Origin of the sequence: Pseudomonas sp. P9_31 (assembly GCF_034008235.1) — a bacterium.
GTDB lineage: Bacteria > Pseudomonadota > Gammaproteobacteria > Pseudomonadales > Pseudomonadaceae > Aquipseudomonas.
In genome coordinates, this window is sequence record NZ_CP125375.1 from 4,115,985 (window position 1) to 4,136,512 (window position 20,528).

At 56.9% G+C, this 20,528-nt stretch carries 19 protein-coding genes and 2 pseudogenes; 10 read left to right on the top strand and 11 right to left on the bottom strand.

Annotated elements, in window-relative coordinates; all coding sequences use genetic code 11:
• The first annotated feature begins 23 nt into the window (after nt 1-23).
• Nucleotides 24-572, top strand: a complete 549-nt coding sequence (locus tag QMK51_RS18305; RefSeq protein WP_320394534.1) for a thioesterase family protein — start codon at nt 24-26, stop codon at nt 570-572.
• Nucleotides 573-771: 199 nt separating this feature from the next.
• On the opposite strand, the gene QMK51_RS18310 is transcribed toward QMK51_RS18305, so the two are convergent.
• Both QMK51_RS18310 and yfcF read right to left on the bottom strand, forming a co-directional pair.
• Nucleotides 772-1,020, bottom strand: a complete 249-nt coding sequence (locus tag QMK51_RS18310; RefSeq protein WP_320391162.1) for a hypothetical protein — start codon at nt 1,018-1,020, stop codon at nt 772-774.
• A gap of 50 nt (nt 1,021-1,070) precedes the next feature.
• Nucleotides 1,071-1,703, bottom strand: coding sequence for a glutathione transferase (yfcF, locus tag QMK51_RS18315; RefSeq protein ID WP_320391163.1), 633 nt, complete (start codon nt 1,701-1,703; stop codon nt 1,071-1,073).
• Nucleotides 1,704-2,087: 384 nt separating this feature from the next.
• Between yfcF and QMK51_RS18320 the strand changes: the two genes are divergently transcribed.
• From QMK51_RS18320 to QMK51_RS18330, 3 genes are all read left to right on the top strand, one after another.
• Complete coding sequence (locus QMK51_RS18320) at nt 2,088-3,299, top strand: MFS transporter (protein WP_320391164.1); 1,212 nt, start codon at nt 2,088-2,090, stop codon at nt 3,297-3,299.
• A gap of 84 nt (nt 3,300-3,383) precedes the next feature.
• The gene (locus QMK51_RS18325; RefSeq protein WP_258696584.1) at nt 3,384-3,887 is read left to right on the top strand and encodes an SLATT domain-containing protein; all 504 of its coding nucleotides are present in this window, start codon (nt 3,384-3,386) and stop codon (nt 3,885-3,887) included.
• Between the two features lie 48 nt (nt 3,888-3,935).
• Nucleotides 3,936-4,421: an adenosine-specific kinase gene (locus QMK51_RS18330; protein ID WP_320391165.1), complete on the top strand. Its 486-nt coding sequence runs from the start codon at nt 3,936-3,938 to the stop codon at nt 4,419-4,421.
• Between the two features lie 93 nt (nt 4,422-4,514).
• Here the strand turns inward: QMK51_RS18330 and QMK51_RS18335 are convergent, their stop codons facing one another.
• Entirely contained in the window at nt 4,515-5,336 is an 822-nt protein-coding gene (locus tag QMK51_RS18335) for a MinD/ParA family protein (RefSeq protein WP_258696585.1), read from the bottom strand.
• Nucleotides 5,337-5,688: 352 nt separating this feature from the next.
• Between QMK51_RS18335 and QMK51_RS18340 the strand changes: the two genes are divergently transcribed.
• Nucleotides 5,689-6,549: a CAP domain-containing protein gene (locus tag QMK51_RS18340; protein ID WP_258696586.1), complete on the top strand. Its 861-nt coding sequence runs from the start codon at nt 5,689-5,691 to the stop codon at nt 6,547-6,549.
• Between the two features lie 174 nt (nt 6,550-6,723).
• On the opposite strand, the pseudogene QMK51_RS18345 reads toward QMK51_RS18340, so the two are convergent.
• The 6 genes and pseudogenes from QMK51_RS18345 to ggt form a co-directional block, all read right to left on the bottom strand.
• Nucleotides 6,724-7,176: pseudogene (locus QMK51_RS18345) on the bottom strand (GNAT family N-acetyltransferase); the annotation flags it as partial.
• 24 nt (nt 7,177-7,200) lie between these two features.
• Nucleotides 7,201-7,854 (bottom strand): peroxiredoxin, encoded by a 654-nt coding sequence (locus QMK51_RS18350; RefSeq protein WP_258696587.1) that lies wholly within the window; start codon nt 7,852-7,854, stop codon nt 7,201-7,203.
• Nucleotides 7,855-8,024: 170 nt separating this feature from the next.
• Nucleotides 8,025-8,842: pseudogene (locus QMK51_RS18355) on the bottom strand (cytosine permease).
• A gap of 189 nt (nt 8,843-9,031) precedes the next feature.
• On the bottom strand, nt 9,032-10,063 hold the full coding sequence (locus tag QMK51_RS18365) for a lysozyme inhibitor LprI family protein (RefSeq protein ID WP_320391167.1): 1,032 nt from the start codon (nt 10,061-10,063) through the stop codon (nt 9,032-9,034).
• Between the two features lie 183 nt (nt 10,064-10,246).
• Nucleotides 10,247-10,780, bottom strand: a complete 534-nt coding sequence (locus tag QMK51_RS18370; RefSeq protein ID WP_258696593.1) for a cysteine hydrolase family protein — start codon at nt 10,778-10,780, stop codon at nt 10,247-10,249.
• Nucleotides 10,781-11,025: 245 nt separating this feature from the next.
• On the bottom strand, nt 11,026-12,753 hold the full coding sequence (gene ggt, locus QMK51_RS18375; RefSeq protein ID WP_320391168.1) for a gamma-glutamyltransferase: 1,728 nt from the start codon (nt 12,751-12,753) through the stop codon (nt 11,026-11,028).
• A gap of 152 nt (nt 12,754-12,905) precedes the next feature.
• Here ggt and QMK51_RS18380 point away from each other — a divergent pair, with 152 nt between their 5' ends.
• The gene (locus QMK51_RS18380; protein WP_320394535.1) at nt 12,906-13,421 is read left to right on the top strand and encodes a methylated-DNA--[protein]-cysteine S-methyltransferase; all 516 of its coding nucleotides are present in this window, start codon (nt 12,906-12,908) and stop codon (nt 13,419-13,421) included.
• Nucleotides 13,422-13,492: 71 nt separating this feature from the next.
• On the opposite strand, the gene QMK51_RS18385 is transcribed toward QMK51_RS18380, so the two are convergent.
• Together QMK51_RS18385 and QMK51_RS18390 are read right to left on the bottom strand one after the other, a co-directional pair.
• Entirely contained in the window at nt 13,493-14,977 is a 1,485-nt protein-coding gene (locus QMK51_RS18385; RefSeq protein WP_320391169.1) for a hypothetical protein, read from the bottom strand.
• A 256-nt stretch (nt 14,978-15,233) separates the two neighbouring features.
• Entirely contained in the window at nt 15,234-17,045 is a 1,812-nt protein-coding gene (locus tag QMK51_RS18390; RefSeq protein ID WP_320391170.1) for an ABC transporter ATP-binding protein, read from the bottom strand.
• A gap of 236 nt (nt 17,046-17,281) precedes the next feature.
• On the opposite strand from QMK51_RS18390, the gene QMK51_RS18395 reads away from it, so the two are divergent.
• From QMK51_RS18395 to QMK51_RS18410, 4 genes are all read left to right on the top strand, one after another.
• The gene (locus tag QMK51_RS18395; protein WP_320391171.1) at nt 17,282-17,695 is read left to right on the top strand and encodes a VOC family protein; all 414 of its coding nucleotides are present in this window, start codon (nt 17,282-17,284) and stop codon (nt 17,693-17,695) included.
• Between the two features lie 603 nt (nt 17,696-18,298).
• On the top strand, nt 18,299-19,030 hold the full coding sequence (locus QMK51_RS18400; protein WP_320391172.1) for a winged helix-turn-helix domain-containing protein: 732 nt from the start codon (nt 18,299-18,301) through the stop codon (nt 19,028-19,030).
• Between the two features lie 12 nt (nt 19,031-19,042).
• Nucleotides 19,043-19,798, top strand: a complete 756-nt coding sequence (locus tag QMK51_RS18405; protein ID WP_309475882.1) for an EAL domain-containing protein — start codon at nt 19,043-19,045, stop codon at nt 19,796-19,798.
• Nucleotides 19,799-19,836: 38 nt separating this feature from the next.
• Entirely contained in the window at nt 19,837-20,505 is a 669-nt protein-coding gene (locus tag QMK51_RS18410) for a winged helix-turn-helix domain-containing protein (protein ID WP_320391173.1), read from the top strand.
• Nucleotides 20,506-20,528: the final 23 nt, after the last annotated feature.

Consider the following 20,528-nt stretch of genomic DNA (forward strand, 5'->3'; position numbering starts at 1 on the left):
GTCATTCAACCCTCGGCATCCTTATGAATCTCTGGTTTCGACTTATCCTCATGCTGTTTCGTCGCCCCTGGCGCAAGCCGGTAGACGCCCTGGCCACCACCGTCATCCGCCTGCGCGTCTGGCCGCTCGACCTCGACCTCAACCGGCACGTCACCAATGGCCGCTATTTCACCCTGGCCGATATAGGCCGCATGGATTTCGTCCTGCGCAGCGGCGCTTACCGCGTGGCTTTGCGCAACAAGGCAGTACCGATCGTTGGGGATACCTGGGGCAAGTTTCGTCGTGAGCTGAAGGTGTTCGAATCGTTCGAGATTCACACCAAAATGCTCGGCTGGGACGATAAATGGAGCTTTATGGAACACCGCTTCGTGAGCAAAGGGCGAGTGATTGGCGTCGTCATCATGCGGGGGCTGTTCCGCTCGGCCAAAGGCACGGTTGCATCTGCAGAGATCGTCAGGGATCTGGGATTGGCCGAACAGTCACCCGAGATGTCGATGTGGCTGACGGCCTGGTCGCAAAGCTGCGACGACATGAGCCGTCAGCTGCGTGGGGAAGAGGGCCTGGTTGCCTAACCGCCCCTCTGATCAAGCGCAAGCTCTTGTAAGAGCGGGCTTGTGTGGCGAGGGAGCTTGCTCCCGCTCGGCTGCGAAGCAGTCGTAAGCCCTTTGCATGCGGTTTAACTTTGAAATGCCGGGGTCGCTGCGCGACCCAACGGGAGCAAGCTCCCTCGCCACACAAGCCCGCACACACTTTTGAACTGCATTGCCCCAGTTATTTGGGCCCGACATAGACCCCTTGCGTGAGCGAGTCTGCTCGCGATGAGGCCATCGCCCTGGCTGGCGTCGATGCAGCAACAGCAACACCGTCTGCCTGGGCCATCTCGGGTTTTTCCTCTACGCCCTCCCCGTTCAGCGCCTTGTTCATCTTTACCGTGTCCAGCGCCTTGATCCTCGCGTCTATCCGCTCAGAGGCAGAGCCGCCCCCCTCTGTTTCCTTTGAGCCAGCCGCCTCTTTCTTCATGATGGTTATCTCCCTCTTCCAGATGATTGCCGCTCGCCCACTGCTTGAGATTACATCGCGGGACGTTGCAGGTTGACCCACTCCTGTACCGTCGGTCGCTGCCATTGGCGCTGCGCGTATTCCACCAGTGCGGGTGGTACGGAGTCGCCATTGAGTATCAGCCGGTTGAGCATCAAGGCCAGGTCCACATCGGCGATCGACCATTGGCCGAACAGGTACTCGGGGCTGTCAGCCAGCAGCGTTTGTGCGGCATCGAACAGCTTGCGCGCTGCCGACTCGGCCGCTGGCGACAAGGGCCCTGATTTGAGGCCATAAAACACCACCAGCGTGGATCGCTCCTGCCGAATGGGCAGCAAATCGCTGCGCAGCCATGCTTGAACTTGTCGTGCCCTCGCACGCTGTTTCAGATCTCGTGGATAAACCGGCGTCTGGGGGAAAACGTCTTCCAGGTATTCAGTGATCGCCGACGATTCAGACAAGGCGAAGTCGCCCTGCACGAGTGTCGGAACACGCTGGGTCAGAGAGAGGCTGGCATAGTCTGGTGTCTGGTTTTCGGATGTTTCGAGGTTGAGCGGGCTCAGTTCAAATTCGATGCCCTTTTCGCGAAGTGCGACGAAGGCCGACATGGCATAGGGGCTGGTGAATTGAGCGTCAACGTACAGGCGCAGGCGGGAATTGCTCACGGGGTCATCTCCATATGCAGAAGCAAAACACGCTACGAGATCCAGAGTTATAAAGAAAATTCATGTTTTTTATGGGCGTATTCCTGAGCGGAATACTTGAGGTGCGAAACCTGTGGGCGGGCTTGCTCGCGAAGACGTTGTGTCAGGCGACATCAATGTTGACTGTGCCGCCGCTTTCACGAGCAAGCCCGCTCCCACAGCGATAACGCTTGTCGTTTGTTTAGGGGGCGATGGCGTCAGGATCCGAAACATTGAAACTAATCGTCTTTCTACGACTCGTCCAAATTCGTTAAGTTATCCCTCAGTGCATCCAGCCTTGAACGGGCAGCGGACTAAGGCCAACGCTTGTCTGTCGCATTTTCGAATCCACAAGGAATAATTTCCATGCCGTCAACTGCGTCTGCGAGTCACGCCCCCGCCAATGGTCTGTTCGGACTTTTTTGCCTGGGCAGTTACTTGTTATCCCTGTCTTATGGCACCACGTTTTTATTGGCCATGAAGCTCAGGGAGAGCGGTGGCAGTGAATCCGACGCCGGCACAATCATCTCGGTCGCCATGCTCAGCACCTTCCTGGCCGTGATCTTTTCCGGGCACCTCACCGACCTGATCGGCGCCCCCAAGGCAATCGCCGCCGGCGCGCTGTTGCTGGCCGCGGCCTGCCTGGGTTTTGCAACGGTTCCCACTTACGGCGTGGCCTTGTTGGCCTGTGGCCTGCTACTGGGTTTTGGCTGGGGTGTTTTCTACACCCTGGGCCCGATCATCGTGGCGATGATCATCGAACCGGTTCGTCGGGTGAAGTACTTTGCCTTGCTGTCGGGCAGCATGATGAGCGGGATCGGTACTGGCCCACTGGTAGGGCGAGCAGCCGAGGCGCTGGGTTATTCGGTGGAATCGGCGTTTCTGGTGGCGGCGATCACCAGCCTGTTGGGGGGGCTGGTGTTTTACCTGCTCGGACCGAAAATCAAACAGCAGCAAGCCCGGCTTGGTCCGGTAAGCGTTTGCAGGATCACCGCCCGGGCAGCACGTTCGGTGCTGCGCTCCAAGGCCGTATTCGCCATTGTCATGGTTGGACTGGGTGGGGCGATCTTTGGCGGGCTGTCCAGTTTTCAAACATCTTATGCGGCGCTCAACCACCTCGACTACTCGCTGTTCTTCCTGGGCTTCATGTGTGCGGCGATCTCATGTCGCCTGCTGATCGCAGGATTTATCGTCAAGCGCGACCCGTACGTGATGTCATGTGCGCTGACCGCGTTGATGGTGGTATCGGTCCTGATGTTTATCTTCTTCGTGAATTCTTCGGGCACTTATTTGCTGGCCGCGGTCATTCTCGGAGTGGGCTATGGCTTGACGTACTCAGTCATCAACGGGCTTGCCGCCAACGAAGCACCTGCCGGGCAAACGGCACAATCATTGCTGCTGTTCAGTCTTTCCTATTTTGTCGGCGTATTTGGGTTTCCCCTGTTCGCCGGAAAAGTGATCGTCAATAACGGCATGCCCGCCCTGCTCTATATCATTCTGGTTATCGCTTTGTGCAACTGGTCGATTACGTTGGCTCGTATCGTGTGGCGGCGGACGATGGTGGGTGCTACGGCGTAAACGTCGCGTCGAATTCCGGCGCCCTGACTGGGGGCCAAATAGGAGCTAATATTCACCTGAACCCTCCTGCAAAGGACTGCAACCATGAGCCGGCTTGAGCTACTCACCAAATGGAATCGCATGATCGTGCGGTTGCAGATCGAACACGAAATCAGTGCCCGGGATTTCGAGAAATTCAGCTGGAAACTGGGCATCCCCTGCGTGGTGCTGTCAGCGATTGTCAGCGCCAGCGTCTTTGGTTCAATCAGTGACTCATCGCCCCCCTGGCTCCAGTATGCAGCGGGTATCCTTTCGCTTCTGACCCTGGTGTTGAGCTCGGTTCAGACCTTCCTGAACTTTGACACCCGGGCTGCCGGGCACAAAGACACCGCCGAGAAACTCGGTGCGATATCTCGTGAGATTCAGGACGAGATCGCCAGCGGCAAGGACGAGGCGATCCTGGGCCCAATCGTTTTGGACATCCGCAAGCGCATTGATTCGATCCTTCTTGATGCCCCGACCTTGCCCAAGTCAACGATAAGGAAGCTGGGGGATACTCGCGTCCACCCAGAAGCTCCATCAGAGGAGCATGACACCGTCCCGGCTTGAATAGAGGCCAGACGCTGGTCCGCAACATCGTGAAAGGAGGCGTTTGAAATGCAACTCATCACGTTGAAAATCGATAAGCCGGAAGCGACGAACTTCATTTTTGGTCAGACGCACTTCATCAAGTCCGTCGAGGACATTCACGAAGCATTGGTCAATGCCGTGCCCGGCATTCAGTTTGGCGTGGCCTTCTGTGAAGCCTCCGGTAAATGCCTGGTGCGATGGTCTGGCACCCATACCGCCATGATCGAGCTTGCCCGGAAAAATGCGCTAGCCATTGCAGCAGGCCATAGCTTCATCATTTTCCTCGGCGACGGCTTCTATCCGCTGAACGTGTTGAACACCGTCAAAATGGTGCCAGAGGTGTGCCGTATTTTTTGTGCAACCGCCAATCCAACCGAAGTGATACTCGCGCAGACGGAACAGGGACGAGCGGTCCTGGGCGTTGTGGATGGCTTCTGTGCCAATGGCGTCGAAGGCGACGAAGACATCCTGTGCCGCAAGAACCTGTTACGGCAGATCGGCTACAAGCTGTGACCCCCCCTCCTTCTCCCTATTCGACCAAAGAATAGAGAGAACATGAAAACCCCGGAGACCCGCTCCGGGGTTCTGCGTTTCATCCCGACAGGCTCACCGGCCGGAATTGTGCACGAGTTGCTCAACGAAGAACTCCACATGCCCTCTGGGGTGGGTCGGCAATGGCCAGGTGTCGACGTTGTGAGCAAGGGCCTGGAAGGCTTGAGCGCATTTGGAGCGGGGAAAGGCTTCAATCACTGCACGCCCCTTCTGCGCCGCTTTGTGCGCGCATTCGTCGTTTGGCACCGCGCCGACGTATTGCAGGGAGACATCCAGGAACATATCGGTAATCTTTTCCAGCTTGGCAAACAGATTGCGGCCTTCCGCCGGACTGGCCGTCATGTTGACCAGCACCCGAAAACGGCGCAGGCCGTAGTTCAGGTTGAGCAATTTGATCAGTCCGTAGGCGCCGCTGATTGAGGTGGGTTCATCGCACACCACCACCATCACTTCCTGCGCCGCACGGATGAAATTGACCACTGAGCCACCGATACCGGCGGCCGTGTCGATAATCAGCACATCCAGTTTGTCGCCAATATCGCTAAAGGACTGGATGAGCGCACGGTATTGCGCAGGCTCCAGATGAGTCATGTTCTGCAAGCCAGAAGAGGCCGGGGCCACACGAATCCCCCCTGGCCCTGGCACCAGTACCTCGGAAAGCTCGCAACGCCCTTCGATGACATCGGCCAGTGTGTAGCGCGGGGTCAGCCCCAGCAAAATATCGATATTCGCCAGGCCAAGATCGGCGTCCAGCAGTACGACGCGCCGCCCCATTTTCGCCAGCGCCAGTGAAAGGTTAACCGCCACCGTCGTCTTGCCCACGCCACCCTTGCCGCCGGTCACAGCGATAACTTGCACGCAATGCACCTGATCCATTTTTGCTTTCCCTTCCCTGCGCATTGTGTGCCAGTACGTAATGGCACCCTCCAGATGCCGGAAGCATAGCTGAAAAGCGCAAAATTGCTGCTTTGTCCCCCGACGAGAGGCATTTCGCCATATTCCATCGAACCGTTTCCACGAAAAGGCCGACAGATCAAGGTCACACGCCCCATGAATGCCCCCTGAGCCAGCGCCTCGCCGCCAAATTTGTCTCCTCCCCCCGTGAACCAGTCTTCAGACCCGCAGTCTTAGCCGTGCCGTAAAGGAAGCTCACCCAACGAAGCGTTCCTACGGTCATTGCTCGTCCCCGTCCCCCCTATCGTCGTCAACTCATCAGAGCTGTCCGTTCATGCGCCCAACCGTCCGCTGCTGCCGCTTTATCTCGCTGTGCCTGATGCCTTTGCTCCCGCTGCTCGCCAGCCCCGCCCATGCCAGCGGGGAGCGGCAATTGGCGGAGGTCATCAACGACTATCGCGCCGATCCCGATCGTTGCGCGGGGCGTGCGGTCAAGCCGTTGCGGCCACTGTCGCTGAAATCGGACCTGGCCTTGCCGGTTGGTTATGGCGGCGGTTTGCGCAACGCCTTGAAAGCTAACGGCTATCAAGCGGTTGCGGTGCGAACCATTCGCGTGGTCGGCGCGCAAGATGCCGATGAGGCGTTTGACATGCTCCAAAGCGACTACTGCGGGGCGCTGCTCGATACCCAGTACGCCGACATCGGCGTCACTCGCGCCCGTAGCGAATGGCAGGTGGTGCTGGCACAACCGGTGCTCGATGGGCGTATCGGCGATTCGCGTGAAGCGGGCAAGGCGTTGCTGGCGCAGGTCAATGCGGCACGGGCCAGGCCACGTATGTGTGGGCGTCAACGCTTTGCCGCCGCGCGGCCATTGACCTGGAATGCCGCCCTGGGTGCCGCCGCCCAAGGCCACAGCAAGGCAATGGCCTACGGCAACTACTTCGCCCACCAGGATCCCGACGGTGATATGCCGGCGGATCGCGCCAGAGCTGCCGGTTACCGTGGCCGGCAGATCGGCGAAAACATCGCCGCCGGGCAAGGCTCGCCCAGCAAGGCGATGACCGGCTGGTTGGCCAGCCCCGGGCATTGCGCCAACCTGATGAACCCGATGTTTACCCAGGTCGGCGCGGCGTATGCCGCCGACTCGCGCAGCAACGAGGGGGTTTATTGGACGATGCTGTTTGGGGCGCCTTGAGCGAGGGTTTCGAACCTTGCATAGAAAATGGCTGGCGCTTGGGTCAGTCAGTTAGGGGCTTGAACACCGTAGATCTGTGGGAGCGAGCCTGCTCGCGAAGGCGGCGGGTCAGCCAATATTGCTGCTGAATGTACCGCCGTCATCGCGAGCAGGCTCGCTCCCACAGGTTTGCACCTGCTTCAAGTCGAGGCAGTAGGTGTAGTAACCCGTATCGCGCACATAGCCCAATGACTCGTACAACCGTTGCGCGACGTGATTGTCCGTGGCGGTTTCCAGCACCATGCCCTTGGCGCCGGTCAATAGCGCAAAGGCTCGGGCGGTGTTCATCAATAGCGTCCCTACCCCTTTTCCCCTGGCGGCAGGTGTGGTGAACAGGTCGCTGAGCAACCAGGTGCGGTGGGCGTCGATGGAGGAAAACGTTGGGTACAACTGGACGAAGCCGAGCGCTTCGCCCGTGGAGTCCTCGGCGAAGAAAATCACCGATTCGTCCCTGGCGATGCGCTCGGCGATGAAATCGCGCGACTGCATCAGGTTCGAGGGCTGGCCGTAAAAGCCTCGGTAGGCGTCGAAGAGACTGGCGACTGTGTCGATGTGGGATGCATCAACGCGCAGGACCTGGACGGCCATGTTGGAGATCTCCGAACAGATGGGTTACTTCGGTTGCGCCACCGTGCGCAAATAAGGTTTCAGCGTCTTGAAGCCATCCGGGTATTTCTTCCTGGCGTCCTCATCGGAGACCGACGTGGGAATGATGACGTCCTCGCCCGGACGCCAGTTCACCGGCGTGGCGACGGTGTGCTTGGCGTTCAGTTGCAGAGAATCGAGCAGACGCAGCACCTCATCGAAGTTACGCCCGGCACTCATCGGGTAGATCAGCATCGCCTTGACCTTTTTGTCCGGGCCGACAATGAACACTGAACGCACCGTGGCGTTGTCCACCGCAGTCCGTGCGCCGCCACTGGCATTCGGATGAATCATGTCGTAGAGCTTCGCCACCACCAGGTTCTCGTCACCGATCATGGGGTAGTTGACCGCATGGCCCTGGGTCTCTTCGATGTCTTTGGCCCAGGTCTGATGGTTGCTGACAGGGTCGACACTGAGCCCGACGATTTTGGTGTTGCGCTTGTCGAACTCCGGCTTGAGCCCTGCCATGTAGCCAAGCTCCGTGGTGCACACCGGGGTGAAGTCCTTTGGATGCGAGAACAGAATCGCCCACTTGTCGCCGATCCACTCATGGAAATGCAGCGTGCCTTCGGTGCTTTCAGCGGTAAAGTCCGGTGCTTCGTCGCCAATACGGATTGCCATTTCGTTCTCCTTACTGTTGAGTCGCAGGGAAGCCGCCGGAACCCTGCTTGCTGTTCCAACGGCATTCGGTATCTGTGTTGAACCTGTCAACGCGGATCAGTATAGGAGACGCTTGAAGACAAGGAGGCTAGCGCTGCGCCAACTGCGCAAGCCCTTGAATGACTGTGCATTCAAGCCTGCGAACTGCGCTCGACCGCCACCGCAAGTGCTGATGTCCTGGCCAGCCAGTAATAGAGCACGCCCGGCACCACCAGCCCGACGATCCAGGAAATATCGACACCGCCGAGCTGCGCGATCATCGGTCCGGAGTAGAAGTGAGTGTCGACAAAAGGCAGCTGGACCAACACACCGAGCACATACACGCTGATCCCCAACACATTCCAGCGGCCATAACGCCCCGCCGGGTCGGACAACGCGGGAATGTCATAACGCTCCTTGTTGATGAAGTAGTAATCCACCAGATTGATCGCGCGCCACGGCGTGAAGAAGGTCAGCAGAAAGAGAATGAAGTACTTGAACGTGCTCAGAAACGAGTACTGACCCAGCAACGCGAGCGTGGTGGACGCTCCGACTATCGCCAGCACAAACAGCATGCGTTTGCCGGCGGATATCTCGAAGCCACGACGAAAGCCACTGATAATGGTGGCCACGCACATGAAGCTGCCATAAGCGTTGAGGGTCGACACCGTGACCTTGCCGAACACCACGCTCAAGTACAGCAGGGAGGCCATCAGGCCGGTACTGCCCAGCCCCCGATGGTGGCGACTTCATGCCCACGAAAATTCGCGCCCGCCACCGCACCGCCGAGCAACTGGCCGATCAGCAAACCAATGAGTGACCAGAACACATCGCCACCCAGCACCACGGCCAGCGCGCCGGTCACAATCGCCGTGATCTGCAGATTGGCGCCGAGCCACAGGGTGAACTGGCTGTAGAGGCTGCCATGGCGATCGACTAGCAAAACGCCCCAGGTGCAACACGCAAAGATTGAACGCCTTCAGCAGTGCCGTCGACGTCTTGGCGCCGACCTCATCCCCCTCCTCCATCGTTCTGATCCCGTTCGCTGCATGGTGTATTTTTTTGACCATGCCATAGGCGCAGCGAATGCTTCCAGCCCTGGGTAGTTGTCTTGGGACCGATAGTCTTCAACCTGAATGAGCCCGTATTGCATAGCGGCTTAGGGCATCAGGTCCAACGGCATAATCTGTCCTTTCGCTCGCTCGTCATACCAACGTTGCAGTGCATCGGGTAAGCGCCCTTTCCAGCTCGACATGTTGGTGTAGTAACGGGCTCGAGAATTGTTCTGCTCATCGAACACCAGCAGCACCAGCCAAAACCGGGCGTCTGCTGCACGCATGAGAATGGCGGCATTGGTATTGCCCAGCCCGCGCACCCACATTTCAGTCACTTCAGCGCCCGGCAGGTCATTCGACTCGTCACCGATCAGCCTGGAACTGCTGCTGTCCATCAACGTCTGGTAATCGTCCTTGAGCAATTGCCGCAGCTCGTCATCTTCCTGCTGCGTACGCACAAGACCCAGACTGAGCAAATTGTAGTCCAGAGCCAAAGCCTGTTCGGACGCTACATAACGCCCAGCGTAAAACACACCCATGCCGGCTCCACAGTCGGCATCGGCACCTTCTTGTGTGACATCGAGAACGCCATTGATGGCTTTGAAGGTCAAGGCGCAGGCGCCTTCGATGTAATGCGCCAGGGTGCCGTCGAGTTTGGCGATGCCGTTCAGGTTGCCAGAATTGGCGCCACTCGCAGCCGATATTTCGAAACCCAGATGAGTCGAGTCCCGACGTGTTGTCTTCAACTCGGCTCCCGTCGAAACGCCCCAGGGAATGCGCTGCCAAGTGGTGTCCCAGTTAAACGGAATGGCTGCGTATTCGAGTTCGGTGATTCGCATCAGGTATTGCTGGCGCAGACAATCGATTTGGTCTGAACAGTGATTGCGTTGTTTCAGCCACTGACGTTGGTCTTCTTTTAAAGCTTTAGGGTCGGCGACTTTTGCCAGCGTCGAACGCCAGATTTTTGCCAGTTTTTGGTCCAGCTTCGAAGTATAGGGGTCGGCGCAAATGGCTTTTTCACTGGGGCTGGCGGCACTGGTGCAATCGAAGCTACTGGCGGGGGCTGCGGCAGAGAATGCGAGAAACATCAGCAGTAAAGCGCAGCGAGCGTTAGAGCAGAACAAGGTCGGGGGCATGGGCAGATTCCATTCTTTGAGCGCGCCAGTATGCCGAGACAAGCGCGAAAAGGCGCTTGTTCTTGTATGGCCTCTTCACGGGCAGCCTCGCTCCTACAGGATTTTTGTCGCTCAAATTTCGGGCAAACCCGCTTCCACATAGATTGCACTTAACTGACTGAAATCAGAACAAGCCCCTTGGTTCTAGATTTTGACTTCGCTGGCCGGCACGACATCGATCCGCGCCACGGAACCGGTCAGATGCGCCAGATCCTTGTTGTGTTCGGCGATGATGTCTTCGGCGCTCATCGTGCCATTGTCGATAGTGGAATGGGCGTCGGCCGCCAGCACTACGTCGTAGCCCAATTGATGCGCTTGGCGCACGGTGGCGTTAATGCAGTAGTCGGTTTGCAGGCCGCAGATGATCAGGCGCTCGACGTCCAGCTCTTGCAGCTGTTCATGCAAGTGGGTCTGGTAGAACGAATCCGGGGCGGTTTTGCGCATGCGCAGGTCTTGGGGTGAAGTCTTCAGGCCGTCGGCCAGTTGCCAACCTTCGCCACCGTATTGCAGCAGGTCGCCCTCTTCTTCGTGCTGGATCAGGATCACCGGCAGTCCGGCGGCTCGGGCTTTGGTACTGAGGCCATTAATGGTTTCGATGATGCGCTGGATGTCGAAGCATTCATATTCGCCGGTGCACAGCGCGCGTTGGACGTCGATGATCAGGAGTGCGGTGCTCATGGCTTCCTTCCTTAGAGAGGTCGCTGGAACGATGGATTTCAACTCCCTTTTAGCCTGTGTAGCAGCTGTCGAGCTTGCGAGGCTGCGTTCGAGCCCCTGTAGGAGCTGGCGCAGCCTGCGATCTTTGGCCTTTGATGTCAGCGAAAGCAAGATCAAAAGATCGTCCGATCGCGGCCCGAGCCTTCGGCAGTTCCTACGGGGATCAGGGCCACCCGGGGAGTTCAGGTGGCCGATGATCGCCTGTTTCAGTAACCGAGTGACAACCCGGTATTACGCCGTGGGTCGTTCGCCCCATAGAAGCGGTTCTTGCCCACTGGCTTGCCTTCCAGCGAAGGCGCACCTACCAGAATAGCCGCGATATGGTTGGGGTCCTGCGGCTTGGCAAATTTGTGTCCCCAACTTTCGAGCATCTTCTTGGTGTCCGGACTGGTGGCGAAGTTCTCCAGGTTGGTTTCTTCCGGCAGCCACTGCTGGTGGAAACGCGGCGCATCCACCGCTTCCTGGATGTTCATGCCGTAGTCGATCACGTTGAGGATGGTCAGCAAGGTTGCGGTGATGATGCGGCTGCCACCGGGAGTGCCGACGACCATGACGACTTTGCCGTCCTTGGTGACGATGGTCGGGCTCATGGACGACAGCGGGGCTTTGCCGGCGGCGATGGCGTTGGCCTCCCCTTGTACCAGGCCGTACATGTTCGGCACGCCGACTTTCGAGGTGAAGTCGTCCATTTCATCGTTGAGGATGACCCCGGTTTTGCTCGCCATCACGCCGGCGCCGAACCAGTCGTTGAGGGTGTAGGTTACCGACACTGCGTTGCCCCATTTGTCGACGATCGAGTAATGGGTGGTGTTGCTGCCTTCGTGGGGCGCTACGCCGGGTTTGAGCTCACGGGACACGCCGGCCTTTTGCGGGTCGATGGCAGTGCGAATTTTGGTCGCGTAGTTTTTATCCAGCAAATGGGCGATCGGGTTTTTCACGAAGTCCGGGTCGCCGAGGTAGCTGTTGCGGTCCACATACGCGTGGCGCATCGCTTCGATCTGGTAGTGCATGGCCTGAGCCGAGCGGTAGCCCAGGTCTTTCATCGGGTAGCCGTCGAGAATGTTCATGATCTCGCAGATCACCACGCCACCGGAGCTTGGCGGCGGCGCCGAGACCACGTGGTAGCCACGGTAGTCGCACTCGATCGGTGCCAGTTCGCGGGTCTGGTATTTGTCGAGGTCAGCCTGGGTGATGATGCCCTTATTGGCCTGACTGGAGGTGACGATGGCGTCGGCCACCCAGCCTTTATAGAAACCATCGGGGCCCTTCTCGGAAATTTCCCGCAGGGTTTTACTCAGGTCTTTTTGCACCAGTTTCTGGCCGACCTGCATCGGCTCGCCGTTGCTCAGGAAGATCGAGCCCGAGTCGCGCATGTCTTTCTTGAAGACATCGGTGGCGTACTCCAGCAAATCGACATCGCCCTGCTCCAGCACAAAGCCGTCTTCGGCAAGCTTGATTGCCGGGGCGATCACTTCCTTGCGGGGTTTGGTGCCGTATTTCTTCAGGGCCAGTTCCATGCCCGAGACAGTGCCCGGCACGCCGACGGCCAGATGGCCTCGGGTGCTGAGGTCCGGGACGACGTTGCCCTGTTTGTCGAGGTACATGTCGGCGGTGGCGGCCAGCGGGGCTTTCTCACGGAAGTCGAGGAAGGTCTTGCGCCCGTCCGCCAATTGAATCGTCATGAAACCGCCACCGCCCAGGTTGCCTGCCGCGGGGTACACCACCGCCAGCGCATAACCCACCGCCACGGCGGCATCGACAGCATTGCCGCCGTTCTTGAGGACATCGACGCCGACGTGGCTGGCCAGATGCTGGGCGGTAACGACCATGCCGTTTTCGGCCGCGACCGGGGCAACGGAGGCCGCGTGAGCCGTCAGGCAGCTCAGCGCCAATGTGGTCGCCATGAGCGATTTGGCAAAAGGTTCGAACTTCATGAGTCGGTCTCTTTTTGTTTTTAGGCTCTGTACAAGAACAGAGGGATCGGTTCAAGAGCAGTAGGCAAGTATGGCCGGGATTGCGTATTGCGCCTCCCCGACGAGGCAGTATGCTTGGCCGCCTGTTCAGCACTTTTGCGGAGTCCGTCGGCATGACCTACACCTTCACCACCCTGGCGTCGCCGGTCGGCGAGTTAAAGTTGGTCGCCAAAGACGCGCGACTGGCAGCCATCCTCTGGGAAAACGACAAACCCGGCCGGGTAAGGCTGGGGCCGATGAGAGAAGCGGCGGACAAACCGATCCTGGTGCGCACCGCACAGCAGTTGCAGGAATACTTTGCCGGCACGCGTCATCGTTTCGAGCTGGAGCTGGACTTTGTCGGGACGGACTTTCAGAAGCAGGTGTGGCAGGCGTTGCTGACCATTCCGTTTGGCCAGACGCGCAGCTACAGCGAGATTGCCCGGCAGATCGGCAATCCCGGCGCGGTGCGGGCGGTGGGCGCGGCCAATGGTAAAAACCCGATTTCGATTGTCGCGCCGTGTCATCGGGTGATTGGCGCGTCGGGAAAATTGACCGGGTTTGCCGGTGGACTTGAGGCGAAAAAGCGGTTGCTGACGCTGGAAGGCTGCGAATGGTCGGGGGCCGGCAGGACGGGTGATTTGTTTTAACTGAAGAACCTTGACGGCCTATCAGACCCGCGACGCCGGCACGCGACTTGCTGATTCCGCTACGCCCTTCTTTAAAGACCCAAGACGGTATAAGTACGTACTGGAAAGGCCACGGCTGTCGCCAGATTCGCCACCTTGTCCATATTCAACTTGAACCTGATGGACAGTGTGCTTCCATCGCCCAGTTCCCGCAGGTAACTGTACGCAACATAGGTGCTGAAACTGCCGGATGAGGCCCACCCTCGAGTGACCGAGTTGCGCCCTCCCACCCACATCGTAAGATTGTGAGTGTCACCATTGGCTTTCCGACCTTCCAGATCCAGCCAAACCCGCTGCCCGGCGGCAATAAGTGGCCAGCTGCCAAACAGAAGAGTCGCGCCCTCCAACACGTCTTTCAAATCCAACACCGCCGTACCGTTCGCCTGGGTAATCACCGGGGCAATCAACTTATCTGCCGGGATAGTCTGCACCTTCAACGTCAGCGGTAGCGAGGTCACAGGCTCCGAGTTCTCTCGGATAACGGTGTAGGTCACCGTCACCGTTTTGCCCAGGCTAAAGGCTACCACTGCATTGCGCAGCGGTATTTCTCTGGGATGTGTACTACCGGCCTCGACGAAATCCGTGGTGTATGAACCCTCGGCCGGGGTGCCCGCCGCGCCTGTCCAGGTCACACTGATCCTGTCGGTGGGTTGCAGGGCGTATTGCACGACGGCAGTCAGGGAATCTTTGACCGCCACCGGGTTCAGGTTGGTGTTGTCGGGGTTTTCCTTGATGGACGGTGGCGGAAATTGCACCGCTGCAAGCGTTCTGACGGTGTAGGTTCGTAACGCAAACCTCACCGCCTCATCCTCATTCAGGCTCCTGCCCAGTGCCGCTTTGAACTCCAGGGTTAGCGTGCTGCCGTCCTTGAGCCCTTTCAGTGGGTTGGCCGAAAAGTTTTGCTGATGAAAGCCGTAGCGGATCCAGGGCTGACTGACGTTGTCGGTGGGAGCCTTCCAGTACGTAACGTTGAAAAGGCTACCGTCGGCGTTGGTTCCTTTCAGGTGCAGCCACACGTACTGACCATAAGCGATCAGTGGCCAGCCGTTCATGCGCAGGGTGAATTCAGTCAGGTCTCTCACGTCCAGCACCGAACCTGCGCCATAGTCGGGTGCTTGTGTAATGAACGGTCTGGGCAGCGCGTCTTGCGCAAGCGGCAACACATTCAATGTCAGCGGTAGCGAGGTCACAGGCTCCGAGTTCTCTCGGATAACGGTGTAGGTCACCGTCACCGTTTTGCCCAGATTAAAGGCCACCATTGCTGTGTACAGCGGTATTTCTCTGGGATATGTACTACCGGCCTCGACGAAACCCGTGGTGTATGAACCCTCGGCCGGGGTGCCCGCCGCGCCTGTCCAGGTCACACTGATCCTGTCGGTGGGTTGCAGGGCGTACTGCACGACGGCAGTCAGGGTATCTTTGACCGCCACCGGGTTCAGGTTGGTGTTGTCGGGGTTTTCCTTGATGGACGGTGGCGGCAGGTCGATGAGCGCTTCTGCGGCAGACGGAACATTCATTATTCTTTCCATGAGAGTGATTAACCTTGCCCCCCTTGGGACGCTGGTTCATCACACACCGGTTCGGGAACATGCGCTACTGTCAGAACTTATAGGTAAATGAATATTGCGGACGAATGGTAGGGTCCGTTGCACAAAATCCCCTGTGGGAGCGGGCTTGCTCGCGAAAGCGGTGTGCCATCCAACATTGATGCTGGCTGACCCGACGCCTTCGCGAGCAAGCCCGCTCCCACAAGAAAATAGAGGTGCCTTCAGGCTATCGGTAACCGCGAGCCTGCACGTTGAACAACTGCGCATAGCGCCCACCCGCTTCGACCAGGCTGTCGTGATCGCCTCGCTCAAGGATCGATCCCTGGTCCAGCACGATGATGTGGTCGGCATTGCGTACGCTGGAGAAGCGGTGAGAAATCAGCAACGTCATGCGGCCTTCGGTGTGTTGGCTGAAATGCTCGAACACCGCCGCTTCCGCCGCCGGGTCCAGGGCCGAGGTTGGCTCATCCAGAATCAGGATATCGGCATCGCGGCGCATGTAAGCGCGAGACAAGGCGATCTTTTGCCATTGCCCACCGGACAGTTCCTGCCCACCGGCGAACCACCGCCCCAATTGCGTGGCGTAACCGCGATCCAGACGCTCGATGAAAGGCGCGGCCATGCCCTCGGCGGCCGCCTGCTGCCAACGCGCTTCATCGTTGAACGCCTGGGTATCGCCCACGCCGATGTTCTCGCCCACGGAGAATTGGTAGCGAATGTAGTCCTGGAAGATCACGCCAATGCGCCGTCTCAGCGCCTCTTCTGCCCAGGACTGCAAATCGCTGCCGTCCAGTAAAATACGGCCCTGGTCGGGGCGATACAGCCGAGTCAGCAACTTGATCAGCGTGGTTTTACCCGAACCGTTTTCCCCCACCAGTGCAACGCTGTGTCCGGGCAACAAGTGCAGATCGATGCCCTGCAAAGCGGCTCGGCTCGCCCCCGGATAACGGAAACCGACGTTCTCGAAACGCAAACCATCGCCGGGCACCGCGCCCACGATAAGGCTTCCGGTGTCGGCCACCACCGGCTCGGCCAAATACTCGTAGAGGCTGGACAGGTAAAGACCATCCTCGTAGAGACCGCTGATCGCGCTCAAGCTGCTGCTCACGGCGGCCTGCCCCTGCTTGAACAGCACCAGGTACATGGTCATTTGCCCGAGGCTGATGCTGCCGTGAACGGTATCGACCACGACCCAGGCATAGGCCAGATAAAACGCAGCGGTGCCCAGCAGCCCCAGCACAAAACCCCAGCCATCGCGACGCAGTGTCAGGCGTCGGTCTTCGGCGTAAAGACGAGCAAACGTGTCCCGATAACGCTTCAACAGCAGCGGCGCGAAACCGAACAGCTTCACCTCTTTGATGTAGCCCTCATGGGAGAGCAGTGTCTCGATGTAGTTCTGCTGCCGACTCTCCGGCGCCCGGCGCGTGAACAGCCGAAAGGCATCCCCGGAAAAATGCGCTTCGGCAAAAAACACCGGCAACGCCCCGACCACCAGCAACACCAGCGCCCACGGCGAAAAATGCACCAGCAACACACCGAAGCTGATCAACACGATCAGGTTCTGGATCAGCCCCAGCGACTTCATCACCAGCGCCAACGGCCGGGTCGACGCTTCGCGCCGCACCCGAACCAGCTTGTCGTAGAACTCGGAATTTTCGAACTGGACCAACGATAACGTCTGGGCCTTCTCCAGAATCATCGTGTTGACCTTCTGCCCCAACTGCACCCGCAACAACGACTGCTGCACCGACAGTGCGCGCTGCGTCCCGGACAGCAACGCAAGCACGCCTGCCTCAAACAACACATAGCGCACAACCGGCCACAACGGTGCGCTGCCCTGCTGGGCGTGCAACTGCATGGCGGTGACGACCGCATCGACAATCCGCTGCCCCAACCAGGCCGCCAGTGCCGGCAGCACACCGGCGATCAGCGTCGCCAGCACCAACCCCAGAAACAGCCCGCGAGACGTTCCCCAGACCAGCAGCAAGGCACGTCTGGCCTGGTCGAGCAACGAGGCGAAACGGATAAGGACAGGCATAGAGCGATGGACTCGGTAGCGGATATCAGAGAAGCGCGGCAGGCTCTACAGTACGTGGAATGAGCCATCCACTCTACGTGGATATGACGCGATAAGCCTCGCCTCGCCCATAGTAAAGACATCTAAAAAAACACCATCACTCGCTACGTTTTAGCGCTTTGCTATGGAGAGTCAATGCCCATCGGGACTCGAGGATGAGCCCCCGATGGCCCCCACTCCATGACCGGGAGCCGATCATGAAAATCAACCCCTACCTGATCTTCAACGGCGACTGCCAGGCCGCTTTCACGTTCTACGCCAAAAGCTTGCCTGGCAAGATCGAAGTCATGATGACCTTCGGTGAAACCCCGGCTCGTGACCACGTTCCGGCGGACTGCCACAACCTGATCATTCATACGCGTCTGTTGGTGGGCGATCAGGCGATCATGGGGTCGGACACCACACCTGATCGCCCTACCACGGGCATGAGCGGTTGTTCGGTTTCGTTGAATGTCGACAGTGTGGCGGAGGCAGAGCAGGTATTTGCTGCGTTGGCGGAGGGTGGAAGTATTCAAATGCCATTGAACGCGACGTTCTGGGCGCCACGTTTCGGGATGCTGGTCGATCGGTTTGGCGTGTCATGGATGGTTAATTGCGAAAAGGATCAGTAACCGCTCTACTCCCCGGTTAGTACATAAAATTAATGGCGCTTTAATATCAACTTTAGCTTTTTTTATTAAATAACCAGACGGAATAACTACAGGTTCACAAATTCAGCCTTTGACACAAAATATTACGAATATAATGCAAAAGGAGTCAATTAATATAGGCGCCTGCCTCGTTCGCCCTAAAAAGAGGCAACATTTGAACTGACGCCTTCCGAGAGCGCGCCTACACTGCCATAGAACACCGTGGAATATCCTTATAAATCAACTCCAGTTTTCAAAAATGCGGACCTTCGCACAATTCATACGCAAGACTACTCAGTTATGCCTCGTTCTGTAGCCTGATCGGGAGATCGGCCACGCGTCTGTATTGTTCATGGAAAAGCCAACCGAGAGCGTCTAGTCCGACGGAAAGGGCACTCCAACTAAAGTCGGATATCAAAAAAACAAATTGGCTAAAGCCTCCACAGTTGGCTATGCCATTGAAACCTGCTGAAACTACTGACGATGGAATGCGCCTTTTGACGAGGCCGAAATGTTATAAAAAGTCAGATAACTTCAGTATTTTGTGTATTAAGATTGCAACGCCAGCACATATGAGTAATTTACATGATGAGTACTGAGAGCAAGATCGAAAATAGCCAGAGGGGTATTCTCGCTATTGGGCGCACTTGGCGCTCGACAGAGAAACTACACCAACTATTTGTACCCAATCTCACGCATGTTTATACATTAGATTACCCAAACCCGCTAAGCCTTGATATCGAAACTCAGACGCTCGATACCGTACTGATCGACATTGAAACTCCCTCCCTTCTTAATGACTGCCTGGCGCTGATTAAGAAATTACGTACAACTCCGACAGAACTGACCATTATCGCTGCAATCAATTATCGATCTCCGCACACTAAAATTGAATGCTACCTGGCCGGTGCCGACCACTGCATCAATGTACCTAACGACCAGGATGAAAAGGCCAGGTTAATTTCAGAGCTGCTCGAAACGCCTGAATGGAAACCCGCCATCAAATTGATCCTGGACCAAACATGCCTGCACTTATACAACGATGAGTACAAACTGGATCTGGCCTATCAGGAAATGAAAGCCCTGGATGCGCTTATCAACGCAGAAGGCAATATCCTGCACCACGATTGCATGGCCGAATCCATGGGATTGAATATAAAACTCTATGACTCACGCGTTTTGGAGAAATCCATAAGCCGGCTGCGAAATAAAATCAAAAAACACTTTGGCATTAACATCATTCACAGCGTTCGCGGTTATGGTTATCGGTTGCTTCGAGGGGTCGTATCAGTCAACCCAGCAGACTTTCACTCTTAAAGGGACTAAATGATGGAGTCCAGCAGGCAATATACAGTGCAAGAAAATTTCGCATTGGTCTTCTTCAGGCAATCGATTCTCAAACGAAACGATGAACTGTTCGGCAGTGAAATCTATGCCAAAGCGACCAAACAGCAGACACCTCTGAACAAGAGCTATCAGCAACTGCACCCCGATCACCCGCTGGCGATCTATCGCGAAGTACTGATGCGGATCCAATTAAATGCCCTTTCACAGATCGAGGCCATACCTTCCCCATCCGTACAGGCACCCAACAAACTGTTCATGAGCATGAACCCATCCGCTTTGTTGGATAAAGCACTCATCAAGGAACTGAGTGACGCTCAGACGACACTCAAGAAGCATGAGCAACAGCTGATCCCCAGCATTAACAGCAGTTCGTTCCTTGCGTTCAACCTCAAAGAAAAAAGAACCATTATCAATCACATTCACTTATTGAAGGACAACGGGATCGAGATCGCTTTCGATGGCTATGACTTAAGCGATGACAGCGCTGAAAAACTGATCAGCCCGAAGCTGTTCGATTACATAAAAGTGGACTTGACCCGATCCAACTTCGACATCATGGTCGACAACAGCCAGGACTTTTTCAACCGCTCTTACGACTGCCTGAGCAGCATGATCCATGACAGCAAAATCAAGTTCATCGCGGACCGGGTGGAGCACAAAGCACTGCACACACTGGCCCGCAGCATGCCTTTCGATTTTTTCCAGGGGCGGTACTACTCCCCAACCGAGGTCATTTAAGCTTTAAAAATTTCACCGAACTAGGAAGGAGCCTTATTGTGAATACGCCAAATAACAGTTTTCTAATTTTCACCCGCGACCAACTGGCACGACAAGCAATCGAATCGCTTCTCGCACAGCGCCTGTATTTATCTTTCGAAATCGAGTCTGGCAAACTCAGCAGCGAACGCATCAGAAAGAGTCGATTCACGCACATCCTGCTCGACCAGGCAGACATATCGCTGAGCGATGTCAGTTTTATCCGCAAAAATCAAAAAGATGCAGAAATCATACTCATAACGCCCAACTCGGAACATTCAGAACTCCATCACTTCTCGCACTTCGGGGTTGATGGCTTTCTCAAGAAGCCGGTGGCCGACGAAGAGTTCATCTCCGCAGTGAGCCGGGTTAAAGAGTCGCAGGGTAAACCCGAGATCTGGTGGTTTAACGCTGACGATAGAACACTGGTCAAGGAAGATATAACCATCCCATTGACCGGCACCGAATCGTTAATGCTCACCCAATTGGTCATCAGCGACCGACGGGTACTCAGCAAGAACGATCTTATTCTACGCATCGACAAAGACCCGGAGCATTACAGCGGCCTTGAAATGTGCTTGAGCCGGTTGCAGAAGAAGTTCAAAACTGCCGCCAACGGAGAACGACTGGTTCGCTCGGTCAGAAACCGTGGTTATTGCCTGGCACAAAGGATAAGAGTCGCTTACTGAGCGAGATCGCAAAAACAATAATA